This window comes from Micromonospora sp. NPDC047738, assembly GCF_040642675.1.
Taxonomy (GTDB): domain Bacteria; phylum Actinomycetota; class Actinomycetes; order Mycobacteriales; family Micromonosporaceae; genus Micromonospora.
The window spans coordinates 208,672-224,505 of the sequence record NZ_JBEYSO010000008.1 but is presented as its reverse complement, the minus strand read 5'-3'; the positions used below and the strand labels follow the sequence as shown (position 1 = coordinate 224,505).

13 protein-coding genes are annotated in these 15,834 nt (G+C 75.9%); 7 read left to right on the top strand and 6 right to left on the bottom strand.

What is annotated here, in order from left to right:
• The first annotated feature begins 39 nt into the window (after positions 1-39).
• Positions 40-789: an SDR family oxidoreductase gene (locus ABZ783_RS16060; protein WP_357438335.1), complete on the top strand. Its 750-nt coding sequence runs from the start codon at positions 40-42 to the stop codon at positions 787-789.
• A 60-nt stretch (positions 790-849) separates the two neighbouring features.
• Here ABZ783_RS16060 and ABZ783_RS16055 read toward each other — a convergent pair whose 3' ends face one another.
• A complete protein-coding gene (locus ABZ783_RS16055; protein ID WP_357438333.1) occupies positions 850-1,671 on the bottom strand; it encodes a hypothetical protein in 822 nt (273 codons plus the stop codon).
• A gap of 142 nt (positions 1,672-1,813) precedes the next feature.
• Between ABZ783_RS16055 and ABZ783_RS16050 the strand changes: the two genes are divergently transcribed.
• The 4 genes from ABZ783_RS16050 to ABZ783_RS16035 all read left to right on the top strand — a co-directional run bounded on the left by ABZ783_RS16050 (position 1,814) and on the right by ABZ783_RS16035 (position 7,246).
• A complete protein-coding gene (locus tag ABZ783_RS16050) occupies positions 1,814-3,613 on the top strand; it encodes a BTAD domain-containing putative transcriptional regulator (protein ID WP_357438331.1) in 1,800 nt (599 codons plus the stop codon).
• A gap of 37 nt (positions 3,614-3,650) precedes the next feature.
• The gene (locus ABZ783_RS16045; protein ID WP_357438328.1) at positions 3,651-5,837 is read left to right on the top strand and encodes a DEAD/DEAH box helicase; all 2,187 of its coding nucleotides are present in this window, start codon (positions 3,651-3,653) and stop codon (positions 5,835-5,837) included.
• Positions 5,838-5,982: 145 nt separating this feature from the next.
• Entirely contained in the window at positions 5,983-6,213 is a 231-nt protein-coding gene (locus ABZ783_RS16040; protein WP_073834377.1) for a heavy metal-associated domain-containing protein, read from the top strand.
• Positions 6,214-6,337: 124 nt separating this feature from the next.
• Positions 6,338-7,246: a hypothetical protein gene (locus ABZ783_RS16035; protein ID WP_357438529.1), complete on the top strand. Its 909-nt coding sequence runs from the start codon at positions 6,338-6,340 to the stop codon at positions 7,244-7,246.
• A gap of 4 nt (positions 7,247-7,250) precedes the next feature.
• Here ABZ783_RS16035 and ABZ783_RS16030 read toward each other — a convergent pair whose 3' ends face one another.
• The 3 genes from ABZ783_RS16030 to ABZ783_RS16020 form a co-directional block, all read right to left on the bottom strand.
• On the bottom strand, positions 7,251-7,667 hold the full coding sequence (locus ABZ783_RS16030; protein WP_357438324.1) for a helix-turn-helix transcriptional regulator: 417 nt from the start codon (positions 7,665-7,667) through the stop codon (positions 7,251-7,253).
• 158 nt (positions 7,668-7,825) lie between these two features.
• A complete protein-coding gene (locus ABZ783_RS16025) occupies positions 7,826-8,977 on the bottom strand; it encodes an SAM-dependent methyltransferase (RefSeq protein ID WP_357438321.1) in 1,152 nt (383 codons plus the stop codon).
• A 259-nt stretch (positions 8,978-9,236) separates the two neighbouring features.
• Positions 9,237-10,886 (bottom strand): DEAD/DEAH box helicase, encoded by a 1,650-nt coding sequence (locus ABZ783_RS16020; protein WP_357438319.1) that lies wholly within the window; start codon positions 10,884-10,886, stop codon positions 9,237-9,239.
• 317 nt (positions 10,887-11,203) lie between these two features.
• Between ABZ783_RS16020 and ABZ783_RS16015 the strand changes: the two genes are divergently transcribed.
• Positions 11,204-11,848, top strand: a complete 645-nt coding sequence (locus tag ABZ783_RS16015; protein WP_357438317.1) for a ferritin-like fold-containing protein — start codon at positions 11,204-11,206, stop codon at positions 11,846-11,848.
• A 51-nt stretch (positions 11,849-11,899) separates the two neighbouring features.
• On the opposite strand, the gene ABZ783_RS16010 is transcribed toward ABZ783_RS16015, so the two are convergent.
• Together ABZ783_RS16010 and ABZ783_RS16005 are read right to left on the bottom strand one after the other, a co-directional pair.
• Entirely contained in the window at positions 11,900-12,127 is a 228-nt protein-coding gene (locus tag ABZ783_RS16010) for a DUF3107 domain-containing protein (protein ID WP_073834372.1), read from the bottom strand.
• 65 nt (positions 12,128-12,192) lie between these two features.
• Positions 12,193-12,831, bottom strand: a complete 639-nt coding sequence (locus tag ABZ783_RS16005) for a TetR/AcrR family transcriptional regulator (protein ID WP_073834371.1) — start codon at positions 12,829-12,831, stop codon at positions 12,193-12,195.
• 1,019 nt (positions 12,832-13,850) lie between these two features.
• Between ABZ783_RS16005 and ABZ783_RS16000 the strand changes: the two genes are divergently transcribed.
• Positions 13,851-15,809: a hypothetical protein gene (locus ABZ783_RS16000; protein ID WP_357438527.1), complete on the top strand. Its 1,959-nt coding sequence runs from the start codon at positions 13,851-13,853 to the stop codon at positions 15,807-15,809.
• Positions 15,810-15,834: the final 25 nt, after the last annotated feature.

The following is a 15,834-nucleotide window of genomic DNA, read 5'->3' as shown; positions in this document are numbered from 1 at the left end:
GACGCAAACTTCTTGATCAACCGCCAAAGGGGAGGCGTCGTGGGGGAGAGCAAGCTCGCGGTGGTCAGTGGGGGTGGGACCGGGATCGGGGCGGCGGTGGCCGGGGGACTTGTCGCCGACGGGTACGACGTGCTGATCGTGGGGCGGCGGGCGGACGTGCTGCTGGCCACCGCCGAGCGGATCCGGGCGGAGTGCGGGCGGCCGGAGGCGGTCAGCGCGGTCACCGCGGACCTCACCGACCCGGCGCAGCTCGCCGGGGTGGTCTCGGCGGTGGGGGAGCGGACCGTCGACGCCGTGGTGAACAACGCCGGCGGCTACCTGGGCGGCCCGACCGACACGGTCGCCGACGTGGCGGCCTGGTGGCGGGCCAACCTGGACGCCAACGTGCTCACCGCCGTCCTGCTCACCGAGGCGCTGCGGCCCGCCCTGCGCCGCCCCGGCGGACGGGTGCTGCTGATCAGCTCGATCGCCGCCCAGCGGGGCGGGGCCGGGCCCTACTCGGCGGCGAAGGCGGCGCTGCACGGCTGGGCGTACGACCTGGCCGCGCAGCTCGGTCCGGAGCAGATCACGGTCAACGTGGTCAGCCCCGGGTACGTCGCGGAGACCGAGTTCTTCGGCGACCGGATGACCCCGGAGGGGCACGCCAAGCGGGTCGGCGCCACCCTGGTCGGGCGGGCCGGCGTGCCGGACGACATCGCGGCGGCCGCGCGCTACCTGGTCAGCCCCGCCGCCGGCTACGTTACCGGCCAGGTCCTCGGGGTCAACGGCGGCTCGGTCCTCGGCCGCTGACCCGACAACGACGCGGGGGCGGCGGCCCCCCGTGTGGCCGCCGCCCCCGCCCGTCGTGGGTCAGCCGTTCAACAGCTCGTACGCCAGCGAAGGTGCCTTCGTCACCGCGCTCCCGGTCGGCGCGGTGATCTTCTCCGTGCTGCCGAAGTCGGTGTAGGCGACGACGTACTGGTACGCCTTCTGCTTACCGGCCGCGGGCATCTCCAACACCAGCGAGGTGAGGTGCCCGTCCGGCCCCACCTGTGCGGTGAACGGCACGTGCTTGCCCGCCTCGCCGAGCGCCGCCGCCTCGCCGTCGTCCAGCGCCTTGGCCGCCTCGCCGCCGGTCACGTCGATGAACCCGGCGTACTTCCCGGGGCCCTGCTGCTCGACGGAGGTCGCCGCGTCGAGCAGCGGGCCCGCGTTGCCCTGGTCCGCGCCGTCGTAGCTCGGCACGCCGCTGGCGTCGGTCAGCTTGGCCTTGTCCAGCGCCATCCACTTCTCCGGGAGCTTCGGCAGGCCCGGCTTACCGCTGAACTTCGCCTTCATCCAGACCTTGTCCTCGATGACCAGGAACGACATCTTCACGGTGATCCCGTCCTCGGGTGGCATCGCCATGTTCATCTCCAGCGCCTTCGACGCCGGATCGATCCGCCCGCTCAGACTGGTGGAGGCGTCCTTGCCGGTGAACCGGAACGCGCTCGTGGCCTCGTCCGGGACTGTTGCGAGGAGCGCCTGCTTCGGGTCGACGGACGGGGACGCCGCAGGGGTGGATCCGGCGCCGGTGGAGGCGCCGTCCTTGATCGTGCCGCACCCAGCGGACAGGGCGGTGGCGGCCAGCACGGCCGTCGCGATGCCCGCGACCCGCCGGATCGTCGCGGCGGTGCCGATACGCTGCGTCATTTCGTTGACTCACTTTCCCAGGGGGCTGTTGCGGGGAGATCTTGGCAGGTCACCACGGCCGTCCCGCTGCCGATATGCTGCGGTCCGACTGCCGCGGGCCGCCGTCGGCGTACGGGGCGGGGTGTAGGAGCGGGAAACTCGCATGTCACAGGTCTTGCGCTTCGAGATCCTCGGGCCGCAGCGGGCCTGGTACGCGGACCGCCCACTCGATCTCGGCGCCGGCAAGCAGCGGGCGGTACTCGCCGTGCTGCTACTCTCCGCCGGCCGCCCGGTCTCCACCGGACAGGTCGTCGAGGCGGTCTGGCCGGAGGACCCGCCCGCGAACGGCCCCAACGTCGTGCAGAAGTACGTCGCCGGGCTGCGCCGGGTGCTGGAACCGGACCGGTCCCCGCGTACGCCGGGGCGGGTGCTGACCCTCACCGACGCCGGCTACTTGCTGCGGGTCCCGCCGGAGTCGGTCGACGCGGTCCGTTTCGAGCGCGGCGTGCACCGGGCCCGGCAGCAGCACGCGGCCGGGCGTACCGCCGAGGCGCTGGCGGAGCTGACCGCCGCGCTGGACCTGTGGCAGGGTGACCCGTTCACCGGGTTCCCGGGGCTGTACTTCGACACCGCACGGCACCGCCTCGTGGAGCTGCGGGCCGTCGCCCTGGAGACCCGCGCCGAGCTGGAACTGGACAGCGGGCGGCACCGCGAGCTGGTCGGCGAACTGGTGGAGCTGGTGGCCGAGTTCCCGGTCCGGGAACGGCTGCGGTACCAGCTCATGCTGGCGCTGTACCGCAGCGGCCGGCAGGCGGAGGCGCTCGCCGCGTACCGGGAGTTCGCCGTCCTGCTCCGCGAGGAGTACGGCATCGAGCCCGGCGAGGTGTTACAGGAGCTGCACGGACGGATGCTGCGCTCGGACGGCACACTGCTGCTCCCGCCTCCGCAGCGCGCGCTCACCGCACCGGACCCGGCCCCGGCCGTGCCGGTCCAGTCGGCGCGACCGGCCGAGAGGCTCGCCGCCGCCGCGCCCGCCGCGCCCGCCGCGCCCGCCGCGCCCGCCGCGCCTGCCGCATCCGAGCACCCGGCCGCGCCTGGCGCACCCGAGCACCTGGCCGCGCCCGCCGCACCGGTCGCACCTGGGCACCCGGCCGCACCGCCCGGATCGGCGTCGCCGTCGGTCCCGGCTGCCGGACCGGTCCCTCCGCCGCCCGTCGGCTGGCTACCGCCCGACACCGCCGGCTGGCCCGCCGACGGCCCGCCGCCGGTGCCGATGCCCGCGGTCGCGCGCCGCGGCGTGCCACGCTGGCTGAGCATCGGCACCACTGTCGTGTCCGCGCTCACCGCCCTGGCCTCCTTCGGCCTCCTCACCTGGCTGGTGGTGCTCCTGTACGCGATCTGGCGACGGAGCTGGCGCAACGGGCTCGCGGCGGCCTACTACCTGGCGGTGGCCGTGGCCTTCCTGGCTGGCGTCGGCGGCAGCGAGACCGACGAGGTCACCGACTTCGAGGGCTTCCTGATCACCATCTGGCTGATCACCGGGCTGGCGGGCGCGGTGCACGTCGTGTTGCTCAACGGGCGGCTGCTCGGCTGGTTCCGCGCCCACTGGGGCCGCCGGCCGCCGGCGGACGACCGCCGGCTGCGCCGAGAGCATGCCCGCTACCTGCTCTACCACTATCCGACGGCGCGCGGGGAACTGCGCATCGGCCGCCCCGACCTGCCCGGGGCGTACGACGACGGTGGTCTCGTCGACATCAACGCGGTGGCGGACCAGGTGATCATCGGGCTGCCCGGGCTGAGCCCGGCGCAGGCGCAGCACCTGGTGCTGGACCGGCGCGTGCGTGGCGCGTACGCCTCGATGGAGGAGTTGGCCGCGCGGTGCCTCCTGCCGCCCGCCGTGAGCGATCCGCTCCGTGAGGTGCTGCTCTTCCTGCCACCCCCGCCGGCCAACTTGCCCTCGTGATCCCGGACGCCGCCCAGGCGCCTGGTAGAAATGCCGGATGAGCCAGGATCGGGTGGCCGTACGGGAGCGGGCCGAGGCGGTGCTGCGGCGGCTGGCGGGGGAGCACGCCCGGCTCCGTGAGGACCAGTGGCGGGCCATCGAGGCGCTGGTGGTGGACCGCCGGCGGGTGCTCTGCGTGCAGCGCACCGGCTGGGGCAAGTCGGCGGTCTACTTCGTGGCCACCGCGCTGCTCCGCCAAGCCGGCGCCGCCGGGCCCGCCGCCGGCGTGGGAGGCGAGGCAGCCGGCCCGACCGTGATCGTCTCGCCGCTGCTGGCGCTGATGCGCAACCAGGTCGATTCGGCGGCCCGGGCCGGCATCCGGGCCCGCACCATCAACTCGGCCAACCTCGACGAGTGGGACGAGATCACCGCCGAGATCCACGCCGGGACGGTGGACGTGCTGCTGATCAGCCCCGAACGCCTCAACAACCCGGACTTCCGGGACGGGGTGCTGCCGAAGCTGGCCGCCACCACCGGGCTGCTGGTGGTGGACGAGGCGCACTGCGTCTCCGACTGGGGGCACGACTTCCGGCCGGACTACCGCCGGCTGCGGACCTTCCTCGGCAACCTGCCCGAGCGGACCCCGGTGCTCGCCACCACCGCCACCGCCAACGCCCGGGTCACCGAGGACGTCGCCGAGCAGCTCGGTACCGAGCTGACCGCTCCGGCCGCGCAGCGACCGGACGTCCTGGTGCTGCGCGGCACCCTCGACCGGGAATCGCTGCGGCTGGGTGTGGTCGACCTGCCGAGCCCGGCCCACCGGCTGGCCTGGCTCGCCGACCACCTCGACGGGCTCCCCGGTTCCGGGATCATCTACACGCTCACCGTCGCGGCGGCCGGCGAGACGGCGGAGTTCCTTCGCGCCCGGGGCTGGCAGGTGGCCGCGTACACCGGCCAGGCCGACGACGCCGACCGCCGCGCCGCCGAGCAGGACCTGCTGGACAACAAGATCAAGGCGTTGGTGGCCACCAGCGCGCTCGGCATGGGCTTCGACAAGCCGGACCTCGGCTTCGTGGTGCACCTCGGCGCGCCGCCCTCGCCCATCGCCTACTACCAGCAGGTGGGCCGCGCCGGTCGGGCCGTGGAGCATGCGGAGGTGCTGCTCCTCCCCGGCGCCGAGGACGCGGCGATCTGGCGGTACTTCGCCTCCCTCGCCTTCCCACCCGAGCAGCAGGTGCGGGCGGTGCTCGCCGCGTTGCACCCGGACCGGCCCAGCTCCACCCAGGCTCTCGAACCGATCGTCGACCTGCGCCGGACCCGGCTGGAGCTGATGCTCAAGGTGCTCGACGTGGACGGCGCGGTCCGCCGGGTGCGCGGCGGCTGGCTCGCCACCGGCGAGCCCTGGGTCTATGACGAGCCCCGGTTGCGGCGCGTCGCCCAGGCGCGCGCCGCCGAGCAGCAGGCCATGCTCCGGTACGCGAGCACGACCGGCTGCCGGATGCGCTACCTGCGGGAATGCCTGGACGACGGCGGGGCGGGCGACTGCGCCCGCTGCGACAACTGCGCGGGCCCGGTGGTCGGCGCCGAGGTCAGCGACACCGCGCTCACCGCTGCGCAGGCCTTCCTCGGCCGCCCCGGCGTGGCGATCGCGCCGAAGAAGCTCTGGCCGACCGGCCTCGACGCGGTGGGCGTACCCCTGAAGGGACGCATCCCCCCGGCGGAGCAGGCGCTGCCCGGCCGGGCCGTGGGTCGCCTCTCCGACCTGGGCTGGGGTGGGCGGCTGCGCGGCCTGGTCGGGCCGGACGCGGCGGACGGCGCGGTCCCCGACGACGTCGCGGCGGCCGTGGTCGAGGTGCTGAAGGCGTGGGCACACGGCGACGACCCGTGGCCGCGCCGGCCGGTCGGCGTGGTGGCGGTCGGCTCCCGCACCCGTCCGGCGCTGGTCGGCTCGCTCGCCGAGCGGATCGCCGCCGTGGGCCGGCTGCCGCTGCTCGGCCGGGTCGTCCGGCCCGGCCCGTCGGGGGCCGGCGGGCCGCGCGGCAACAGCGCCCAGCGGGTACGCGCCCTGCACGACGCCTTCGCGCTGCCCGACGAGCTGGCCGACGCCCTGGGCGGGCTGGACGGGCCGGTGCTGCTCGTCGACGACCTGGTGGACTCCGGCTGGACCATGACCATGGTGGCTCGGCTGCTGCGCCGGGCCGGCGCCCCGGAAGTGCTCCCGCTGGCCCTCGCGATCGCCGGCTGATCCGTCGACGGCTTCCGGTCGCGCCCTCGATCTGAGGTAGTCGTCCACCGGCCGGGGTAAGTTCCCCGGCCGGCCGGATTGCGAGCGTCGCCACCGTCAGCGACGGTGCCCCGGGCGGCACCCCGGTTGGCGGTACCGTGGGCGCATGACCGAGCAGCGACCCGTCACCCAGACGTACGCCGTCAGCGGGATGACCTGCGAGCACTGCGTGCGGGCGGTGACCGAGGAGCTGTCCGCCCTGCCCGGCGTCGAGGAGGTCCGGGTCGATCTCGCCGCGGGTACGGCCACCGTCACCAGCAGCGATGCGCTGCCGGTCGAGACGGTCCGGGCCGCCGTGGACGAGGCGGGCTACGAACTGGCCGGCGGCGTTGCCTGAGTCGCCGTCCGTCACCCGTCCCGAGGCACCGGCCGCGGCCGGTCCCGACGCGTCAACCCCGGCCGGTCCCGACGCGTCGCCGGCCGTGCTCGACCGCGACCTGCCGCCCGGGGCGGGCCCCGGCATGGTGGACCGGGCCACGTTGCGGCTCGCCCTGACGGTGGGCGGGCTGGTGCTCGCCGTGCTGCTCGGCTTCGGCCTCGGACGGCTGAACCCGCCGCCGACCACCGCGTCCGGCGCCGCCCCGGCGACCGCGACGCACAGCCACGCGCCGGGCACCGGCGCGCACTCGCACGGCGGGGCCGCAGTCACCCAGGGTGACGGCGCGGACGCGGTCGGGCTCTCGCTCAGCTCGGCCGGCTACACGCTCACCCCCCTGACGATGGAGTTCACCCCCGGCCGGGCCGGTGAGCTGCGGTTCCAGATCCGGGACGAGCGGCGGCGACCGGTCACCCGGTTCGCCGTCGTGCACGACAAGCCGATGCACCTCATCGTGGTGCGCCGCGACCTCATCGGCTATCAGCACCTGCACCCGACGATGGCGGCGGACGGCACCTGGTCGGTGCCGCTGACCCTGCCCGAGGCGGGGGTCTGGCGGGCGTACGCCGACTTCACCGCGGTCGCCGACGACGGCCGGCAGACCGCCGTGACCCTCGGCACCGACCTGGCCGCGCCCGGCGGGTACGCGCCCCGGCCGCTGCCGGCCCCGGCCACCTCGACCACGGTCGACGGGTTCACCGTCGGATACGAGGGCACCCCGGCGGCGGGGGCGGCGACCCCGCTGCGGTTCCAGGTGCTCACCCCCGGCGGTCCGGCCGCGGCGCTGGAGCCCTACCTCGGCGCGTACGGCCACCTGGTCTCGCTGCGCGAGGGCGACCTCGGCTACGTGCACGTGCACCCGGAGACCCGGCGGGACGGCGACCCGGTCACGTTCTCGCTCAGCGCGCCCGGGCCGGGCCGCTACCGGATGTTCTTCGACTTCCAGGTCGGCGGCGTGGTGCGTACCGCCGCATTCACCGTGACGGTCGGTTGAGGCGTCAGCCGGCCCGGCGGACCGGGCGGCGCGCCAGGTAGCGGAGCAGGTCCCGGATGTGGTGCTTCTCCTCGGCCGGGACGTTGGGATCGGCCAGCCGCGCCAGGATCACCCGGACGTCCGCCTCGACCGGGGCGTCCTCGGCGCGGCGGCGGGGGACCTGGCCGGCGTCGGGCAGGCCGAGAGCGCGGAAGGCGGCCGCCACCGGCAGGTCGAGTGCGGCACAGAAGCCGCGCACCTTGGCCAGCTCCGGGTAGTCCTGCCAGTCACCGGCCAGCCAGCGGAACACCGTGGACCGCCCCACACCCGTGTGCGTGGCCAGCTCGGTCACCGTCCAGCCGCGCTCCTCGCGGGCGTCGTCGATGGCGCGCCGCACGAACCGGGCGAACGCCATCTGCGGCGAAACCTCTGCGGAACCCATCCCTCCGGGTCTTCCCTCTCCGGCGCGAGCACCGGACGGTGCGGCCTCCGACAGGGTAGTACGAACGAGGGTCGAAGTAACTGACTGATCGGTCGGGTGGCGGGACGGCCGGGACGGCAGATCGGTTGTCCCGAATCAACTACCGCGACCGGCCGCAGTCAGGTCGGCGATCCGGACAGCAGGGTCTCCAGCCGGGGCGTCACGGCCCACTGGTCGACCAGCTCCCGATACTCCGCCCGCTGGTTGGCGGTCGGCGTGTGCCCGGTGTGCCGGGCCCGGATCAGCAGGTTGCGCGGGGTGTGCCGGGAGTCGACGAACTCCACCACGTCGGCCCGGTAGCCGTGCAGCCGGAGCAGGCCGGCCCGCAGCGCGTCGGTCAGCACGTCCGCGAACCGCTCGCGCAGGATGCCCTGCCGGGTGAGCAGCTCGTACGGCCCCGGGGTCGGACGGGCGCGGAGCTGGGCCGCCACGTCGTGGTGGCAGCAGGGGGCGGCGAGCACCCATCGGGCATTCCACCGGACGGCGCGGGCCAGCGCCTCGTCGGTGGCGGTGTCGCAGGCGTGCAGCGCCAGCACCAGGTCGGGTGCCGGCTCGACCACCGCCTCGGCGATGGTGCCGGCCACGAAGCTCACCCGGTCGGCCCAGCCCAGCCGCTCGGCCAGTTCGGTGTTGCGGCGGCGCTGGTCCTCGCGGACGTCCACCCCGACCAGCGTCACGTCCAGCCCGCGCCGGATCAGATAGCGGTACGCCGCGAACGTCAGGTAGGCGTTGCCGCAGCCGAGGTCGACCACGCGCAACGGCCCGGTCAGGTCGTCGGGCAGGGTGGCCGCCAGCGCGCGCAGGAACGCGTCCACCTGGCGGCGCTTGGCCGCCGAGCCGCCGATCTCGGCGAAGATCGGGTCGCCGGGGTCGAGCAGGTAGTCCTTGGCCCGGTCGTGGCCGCCCGGCTCCGGCGCCGGTCGGCTCGCCGCCGCCCGGTGCACCTGCGCCACGCCCGACTTGGTCACCCGGAGCTGGAGCGTGGTGTCGGCCGTCTCCACATGCCAGTTGCCGAAGGGCTCGGCGAGCAGTGCGTCGACCGCCGCGCCGGCCTCCGCGCCCGGCGCCACGTTGCGGGTGTACGGCCGGACGCCGTCCGAGGTGGCGATCTGCAGCCGCAGGCCGGCCTTCAGGGTGACCGGGCGCAGCTCGGCGCGGACCACCGAGGGACGCTCGCCGCGGCGCCGCCCGGCGGCGACCGCCCGGGTCAGGGTGGGGTCGAGCAGCAGCGCCCGTACCTCGGTCAGGGCGGCGTCCAGCGGTTCCGGCATGGCCTCATCTTCCTCGTCGTCGGGCGGGCCACCGCCGCGCCCCGTCTCGCGGGTGTCCCGCGTCGCCATCCCTGCCGCACTGCGCCCGTGGCTGCAGAGCGCTCTGCGGCCTTGACGCAGCGGTCTGTTGGTCCACTCCGGGTGCGGGATGTTGCGGTGTCAGGGAGCCCGGACCCCGCGACGTGCGGGACGTGGAGTCGATCTGAAGCGGGAACGGCCCTCGGACCGGTACCGGTCCGAGGGCCGTCGCCCATCGCTGTCAGTCGGCGGTCGCCTCGGCCGGCGTACCGCTGCCCGCACCACCACTGCGGCGGCGCCGGCGGCGGCGCGGCTTGGTCGGCGTCTCGCCCTCGGCGGCTGCGGCCACGGCCGGCTCGGCCCCGCCCTCGGCGGTGACCGCCGCGGTGGGCTCGCCGGCGACCGTCTCACCGGCCCGGCGGCGCCGGCGGCGGCGCGGCGTGCGGGTGCCCTCCTCGGCGGCCGACTCGGCGCCGCTGTCGTCCTCGGCGGGCGTCGCGGCGGCGTCGCCGCCCCGACCCCGTCGGCGTTCCCGGCCCCGGCCCTCGCCGCGCCGTGCACCGCGCTCGCCGCGGCGCGACCGGCCACCGCCCAGGTCCTCCTCGACCTCCGCCGACAGCCCGGCGCGGGTGCGCTCGGCGGTCGGCAGGGTGCCGGTGATCTCGCGGGAGATGTCCAGGTCGGTGTAGAGGTGCGCGGAGGTGTGGTACGTCTCCGGCGGCTCGGGCATGTCGAGCCCGAGGGTCTTGTCGATGATCCGCCAGCGCGGCATGTCGTCCCAGTCGACGAAGGTCACCGCGACGCCGGTCGCCCCGGCCCGGCCGGTACGGCCGATCCGGTGGGTGTAGGTGTCCTGGTCCTCGGGGCAGTCGTAGTTGATCACGTGGGTGACGCCGGTGACGTCGATGCCCCGGGCCGCCACGTCGGTGGCGACCAGCGTGTCGATCTTGCCGGCGCGGAACGCCCGCAGCGCCCGCTCCCGGGCGCCCTGGCCCAGGTCGCCGTGCACGGCGGCCACCGCGAAGCCGCGGAAGTCCAGGTCCTCGGCGACCCGGTCGGCGGCCCGCTTGGTGCGGGTGAAGATCATGGTCAGGCCTCGGCCCTCGGCCTGGAGGATGCGGGCGACGATCTCGACCTTGTTCATCGAGTGGGTGCGGTAGGCCAGCTGCTGGGTCTGCGGCGACGGACCGGTCTCGGCGGTGTGCCCGGCGTGGATCGTCACCGGCCGGCGCAGGAAGCGCCGGGACAGGGCGACGATCGGGTCCGGCATGGTGGCCGAGAAGAGCATGGTCTGCCGGTCCTCCGGCAGCATCGCGAGGATCTTCTCGACGTCGTCGAGAAAGCCCAGGTCGAGCATCCGGTCGGCCTCGTCGAGCACCAGCGCGTGCACCCGGTCGAGCCGCAGGTGCTTCTGCTTGGCCAGGTCCAGCAGCCGGCCCGGGGTGCCGACCAGGATCTCGACGCCCTTGCGCAGCGCCTCGATCTGGGGCTCGTAGGCCACGCCGCCGTAGATCGGCAGCACCCGGACGCCCCGGGTGCGGCCGGCGGCGTCGAGGTCCCTGGCGACCTGGATGCCCAGTTCGCGGGTGGGTACGACGACCAGCGCCTGCGGCAGGCCGTCGCTGCCCTCGGACGGGGCGAACACCCGCTCCAGCAGCGGGATGCCGAAGCCGAGGGTCTTGCCGGTGCCGGTCGGCGCCTGGCCGATCAGGTCGACGCCGCGCAGCGCGATCGGCAGCGCGTACTCCTGGATGGCGAACGCGCGGGTGATGCCGGCGGCCGCGAGGGCCTCGACGGTCTCCTGGCGGGCGCCGAGCTCGGCGAAAGTGGGAGCTTCCGGACGAACCGGAGCGGTGGGGGCCAGTTCCTGGCCTTGAATCTGCTCGCTCATATGGATTTGGGGGTGCCCTCTCGTGGTGCGCCCCTCATGTCCTCAGGGCGCGGTCGGTTTGGCGCGGGCCACACGGTCGGGGGCGGTACGCCGAGCCGGACCGGGCCGCACGCGCGCCGGGGGCCGGACAGTGATCAGCTCGGTTGATGTCCTCTGCTGATCGGTCGGTGCCCACGGCAACTGTTCCATACTACCTGAACAGCCCCTGGGCCGTCCTGATTCCGCTGCTGGGCCGCTGTTCCGGGGGTAGCAGGCGTGACCTGGGCCACAGATCGACGGGGTCAGCGGGGATGGCGGCCGGGCGGTAGCCTGCGCTCGTGCCCGCCCCCGATCCCGCCCTGGTCGACCTGCTCGGCCTCGTGGCGTACGGCGAACTGCTCGCCTTCGACCGGCTGGCCGCCGACGCCCGCCTCGCCCCCGACCTGCCCCGGCGGGCCGCGCTCAGCGAGATGGCCGCCGCCGAGATCGCGCACTACCGGTGGATCGCCGACCGGATCACGGCGCTGGGCGTACGGCCCGACGAGGCGATGGCCCCGTACGTCGAGGCGTTGCAGGCGTACCACGACTCGACCGAGCCGAAGGACTGGCTGGAGGCGGTGACCAAGGCCTACGTCGGGGACGCCGTCAGCGACGACTTCCTGCGGGAGATCGCCGACGGGCTCGACGGGCCGGACCGGCAGCTCATCCTCGACGTGCTGCACGACTCGCGGTACGCCGAGTTCGCCGCCACCGAGATCCGGGCGGCCATCGAGGCCGACCCCCGGGTGGCCAACCGGCTCTCCATGTGGGCGCGGCGGCTGGTCGGGGAGGCGTTGTCCCAGGCCGGCCGGGTCGCCGCCGCGGACCGGGGCGCGCTCACCGCGTTGATCGCGCGCCGGGAGGGGGTGGACGTGTCGGCGCTGTTCCGCCGGCTGACCGACGCGCACACCGCGCGGATGACCGCTGCGGGGTTGAACAACTGACGCCCGGAGCCGCCGTGGCGGGGTGCCCGCCGCAGCGGCTCCGGCCGGAAATCAGCGGACGGTGAACCCGACCGCGCGGGGTGCGGCCTCGGCGATCTCGACGTAGGCGACCTTGCCGACCGGCACGATGACCCGCCGGCCCTTCTCGTCGGTCAGGGAGAGCGTGCCCTCCCCCTTGGCGATCGCGTCGGTCACGATCTGCTCGACCTCGGCCGGCGACTGCCCGCTCTCCAGGACCAGCTCACGCGGCGCGTACTGCACGCCGATCTTGACCTCCACGGTGCCTCCTCAACTGGGGCGAAAAAGCCGCCGTGAGAAGGCTATCCGATCTGGCGTACCGATGTTCAGGCTGACTCGCCTTGCAGCGGGAAGCTGGCGATGCCCCGCCAGGAGAGGGCGGCGACCAGCGCCTCGGCCTCCGCCTTGGGCACCTGCCGGCCGCTGGCCAGCCAGAACTGGGCGGCCGTCTCGGCGGCGCCGACCAGGCCGGAGGCGAGCAGCTCGGCGTGCGCCCGGCTCACGCCGGTGTCCGAGATGATGGTGTCGGTTATCGCGGCGATGCAGCCCTGCTCGACCCGTTCCACCCGCTGCCGGACGGCCGGGTCGTTGCGCAGGTCCGACTCGAAGACCAGGCGGAACGCCTCGCTCTCGTGATCGACGAAGTCGAAGTAGGCGCGCACCGACGCGCTGACCCGCTCCTTGTTGTCGTTGGTGCCGCGCATCGCGTCGCGCACCTTCGCCACGATGGCGTCGCAGTGCGTGTCCAGCAGCGCGAGGTAGAGCTCCATCTTGCCCGGGAAGTGCTGGTAGAGCACGGGCTTGGAGACTCCCGCCCGCTCGGCGATGTCGTCCATCGCGGCAGCGTGGTAGCCCTGCGCGACGAACACCTCCTGGGCGGCGGCGAGCAGTTGCTTGCGGCGCGCCGAGCGGGGCAGGCGGGTGGGCCGGCCGGCGGTCTGTGCACCGTTCCCCACAGCGGTCATGGGAACCTCCGAGTTTCATCGTACGAGCCGGCACTTATCACCCGAACCGGTCGGGGCTCGTGAACCCGTCGCGGAATTGGCCCGCCGCTGTAACTTATCGCCACTGTCGCCACACGGTAGCCTCAGCGGGGGCGACCAAGGAGCGCGCGGTGAGTGATTCAGGGCAACCCGGAGCCGCCACCCCGGGAGAGCACGGCGACGGGACGGGTCAGCACGACGACCTGGCCCGCACCGGCGGCGGGTGGGCGCCCCCGGCGTCCGGCTGGGCCCGGGGCGCGGAGCCGCCGGCCGCCTGGCCCCGCGCCGATCTCACCGGTTGGGGCGCCTCGTCGCCCCGCCACGGCGACCTCCCGGCCCCGCTGCCGGGGCTGCCCGCCGAGGAACCGTCGGGCCGGGTCAACGGCCGCCACGTCAACGGCGTGGACCACGCCGGGGAGGAGTCGCCCGTGACCCGCCAGGCGCCGGTGAGTGCCCCGCCCGTCGACGAGCCACGCCGGGAGACCGACGCCGACCGCCTGGTCGTCCCGGCCCAGCGGCCCGCCCCCGCGGTGGAGCAGCCGTCCGCCGAGGCGGAGCCGCCACCGGCCCGGCATTCATCGGACGAAGCGCTGCCCGGCCGCGTGTCGCGCCGGGCGGAGGGCAGGGGACCCACCTCCGCGCCGCCGGCCCTCCAGGTGCCGCCGGTCGGCGCGGCCGCCTCCGGCTTCGAGGTCCCGCCCGGCTTCCACGCCCCGGCCGCCGAGCGGGCCGCCGCCGAGCCGCCCCCGTCACTCTCCCGGGGCTGGGCCGACCCGCGCCCGCCCGAGTCGCCGGCCGCGGCCGGGGACTGGGCCGACCAGCGCCTGCCGGAGTCACCGGCCGAGCCGCCGTCCGGGTCCCGGGGCTGGGCCGACCGAGGGCCGGGCGAGCCGCCGTCGCTGTCGCGCGGTTGGGCCCCGGCCGACTCGCCAGCCGGGCCGCCGTCGCTCTCCCGGGGTTGGGCCGAGCGCCCCTCGTCGGCGCCGCCGGCCGGGCCGGCCGTGGACCCGCCCGAGGAGCCGCGCACCCCGGCGGCCGACGACCCGCGCGCGCCGGCGGACGAACGCCGACCGTCGCCGGCCGAAGAGCCGGAGTGGTCCGAGCCCGGCTGGGGCGGCGGCTGGGCGCCGGCGTGGTCGCGCGAGGCGGAACCGGCCGGCCGCCGAGCCCGGGAGGACGAGACAACGGGCCGCCGCGCCCGCGAGGAGGAGCCGGTCGGCCGCCGCGCCCGCGACGAGCGCGCCGCCGAGTGGGCACCCGAGCCGGCCGAGCAGCCCACGCCCCACGAGCCGCCGCGCGGCGAGCCGACCCGCCCGCACGAGCCGGTCCGGGCCGAGCCGCCGTCCGGGTACGGGCCACCGCGCCCCGAGCCGGCCCGGCCGTACGAGGTGTCCCGGAGCGACGCCGAATCCCACCCGGCCTACGAGCCGGTGGCGCGGGAGAGCCGCGAACGGCCCTCCTGGGCCGGGCCGCCGGTGCCGGTGACCCCGTTCAGCGCGCCGCCGCACGCCGCTTCGACCAGCGCCCCGCCGGTGCCGCGGGAGGCCCCGGCCAGCGCCCCGCCCGCCGGGTACGGCCCGCCGGCCGGCGCCCGGGCGGAGGAGCGCGAGGGCGCGTCGTACCGGCCACGCACCGACGAGACGCCGGGCCCCGTCGCCGGCGGCGGGTCCCGCGTCGACCGCACCCCCGCGCCCGCCCCGACGAGCGCGCCCCCCTACGCGGCCCGCCGGTCCGCCCCCGAACCGGTGCCGACGGCCGAGCCGGCCGCCGAGACCCGGCCGGCGGACCCCGCCGCGGCGGTGCTGCCGCAGCGCGTCCCCGCCGAACCGGACGTGCCCGTCGTGCCGGAGCCGCCAGCCGTGGAACCGCCCGCCGAAACCCCGGAACTCGCCCGCATCGCCACCCACCTGCGCCGTGACGACGAGCCCGCGCCGCTGCGCGAGCGGCCCGAGGGCTTCGACGTCAACGCCATCCTCGACGCCGTCCGGGAGGTGGCCGGCGTCCGGGACGCGGCGCTGCGCCGTACCCCGGCCGGGGCGCACAGCCTCCGGCTCGACCTCGCCGACGGCGCCGACCCGGCGGAGGTGAGCCGGATGGTGGCCCGCCTGCTCCAGGAGCGGATGGGGCTGGCCGCGGCCCCGCAGAACCTGCCCGGTGCTCCCGTCGCCGCACCGCCCCCGGTCCGTCGCCGGTCGGCCCAGACGCGCCCGGAGCGGGCCACCGGCGAGCCGCGGGTGGCCGAGGACCGACCGGGCGCGCCCCGACCGGTCCCGAGCCGGTCGGCGGAGGGCCCGTTCGGCGCGCCTGAGGCGCGAGCCGGCCGGCCCGCGGAGCTGCCGACCGAGGGCGCCGAGCCGGCTGCCGAGCCGCCCCGCCGGCGCCGGCAGGCCGCGACCCACCGGGGCCGGGCCACGGTGGAGGAGTCGTCGCTCGCCGCCGCCCCGGCCGGCGCGGCCACCGGAAGCCCGGTCACGCTCGGTACGTCGTACTCGGGCGGGCAGATGACCACGACGGAGACCGCACCCTCCCGACCGCTGGACACCAGCGGCGCGCCGGGGCCCCGGGTGCTGATCGACCACGTCCAGATGAGCACCTTCGGCCTCGACGCCACCGTGGAGGTACGCCTGATCGCCGGGGACCGGACGGCGGAGGGGCACGCCACCGGGCCGGCCGTCGACGGTTACGTGCTGCGGCTCTGCGCGGTGGCCGCCGCGGCGGCGGTGGACGAGCTGCTCGGCCGCGCGGCCTCGACCGGGGAGCGGGGACGCTGCTTCGTCGAGCACGCCGCGGTGGTGCCGTTCGGCAACTGCGAGGTGGCGACCGTGGTGGTGCTGCTGGTCTGTGCCGGCTGGGTGGAGCAGCTGGCCGGTTCGGCGCTGGTGGCCGGCGATCCCCGGCAGGCGGCGGTCCGGGCGACCCTGGCCGCGGTGAACCGCCGGCTGGAAGCGCTGCTCGCCTGAGCCGAAGGCCGGTGTCGGGCGGCCG

What these genes read in the sequence shown, in the direction of transcription:
- ABZ783_RS16055 (WP_357438333.1), bottom strand. Translation starts at nt 1,671, where the DNA reads ATGACGCAGCGTATCGGCACCGCCGCGACGATCCGGCGGGTCGCGGGC.
- ABZ783_RS16050 (WP_357438331.1), top strand. Translation starts at nt 1,814, where the DNA reads ATGTCACAGGTCTTGCGCTTCGAGATCCTCGGGCCGCAGCGGGCCTGG.
- ABZ783_RS16045 (WP_357438328.1), top strand. Translation starts at nt 3,651, where the DNA reads ATGAGCCAGGATCGGGTGGCCGTACGGGAGCGGGCCGAGGCGGTGCTG.
- ABZ783_RS16040 (WP_073834377.1), top strand. Translation starts at nt 5,983, where the DNA reads ATGACCGAGCAGCGACCCGTCACCCAGACGTACGCCGTCAGCGGGATG.
- ABZ783_RS16035 (WP_357438529.1), top strand. Translation starts at nt 6,338, where the DNA reads ATGGTGGACCGGGCCACGTTGCGGCTCGCCCTGACGGTGGGCGGGCTG.
- ABZ783_RS16030 (WP_357438324.1), bottom strand. Translation starts at nt 7,667, where the DNA reads ATGGGTTCCGCAGAGGTTTCGCCGCAGATGGCGTTCGCCCGGTTCGTG.
- ABZ783_RS16025 (WP_357438321.1), bottom strand. Translation starts at nt 8,977, where the DNA reads ATGCCGGAACCGCTGGACGCCGCCCTGACCGAGGTACGGGCGCTGCTG.
- ABZ783_RS16020 (WP_357438319.1), bottom strand. Translation starts at nt 10,886, where the DNA reads ATGAGCGAGCAGATTCAAGGCCAGGAACTGGCCCCCACCGCTCCGGTT.
- ABZ783_RS16005 (WP_073834371.1), bottom strand. Translation starts at nt 12,831, where the DNA reads ATGACCGCTGTGGGGAACGGTGCACAGACCGCCGGCCGGCCCACCCGC.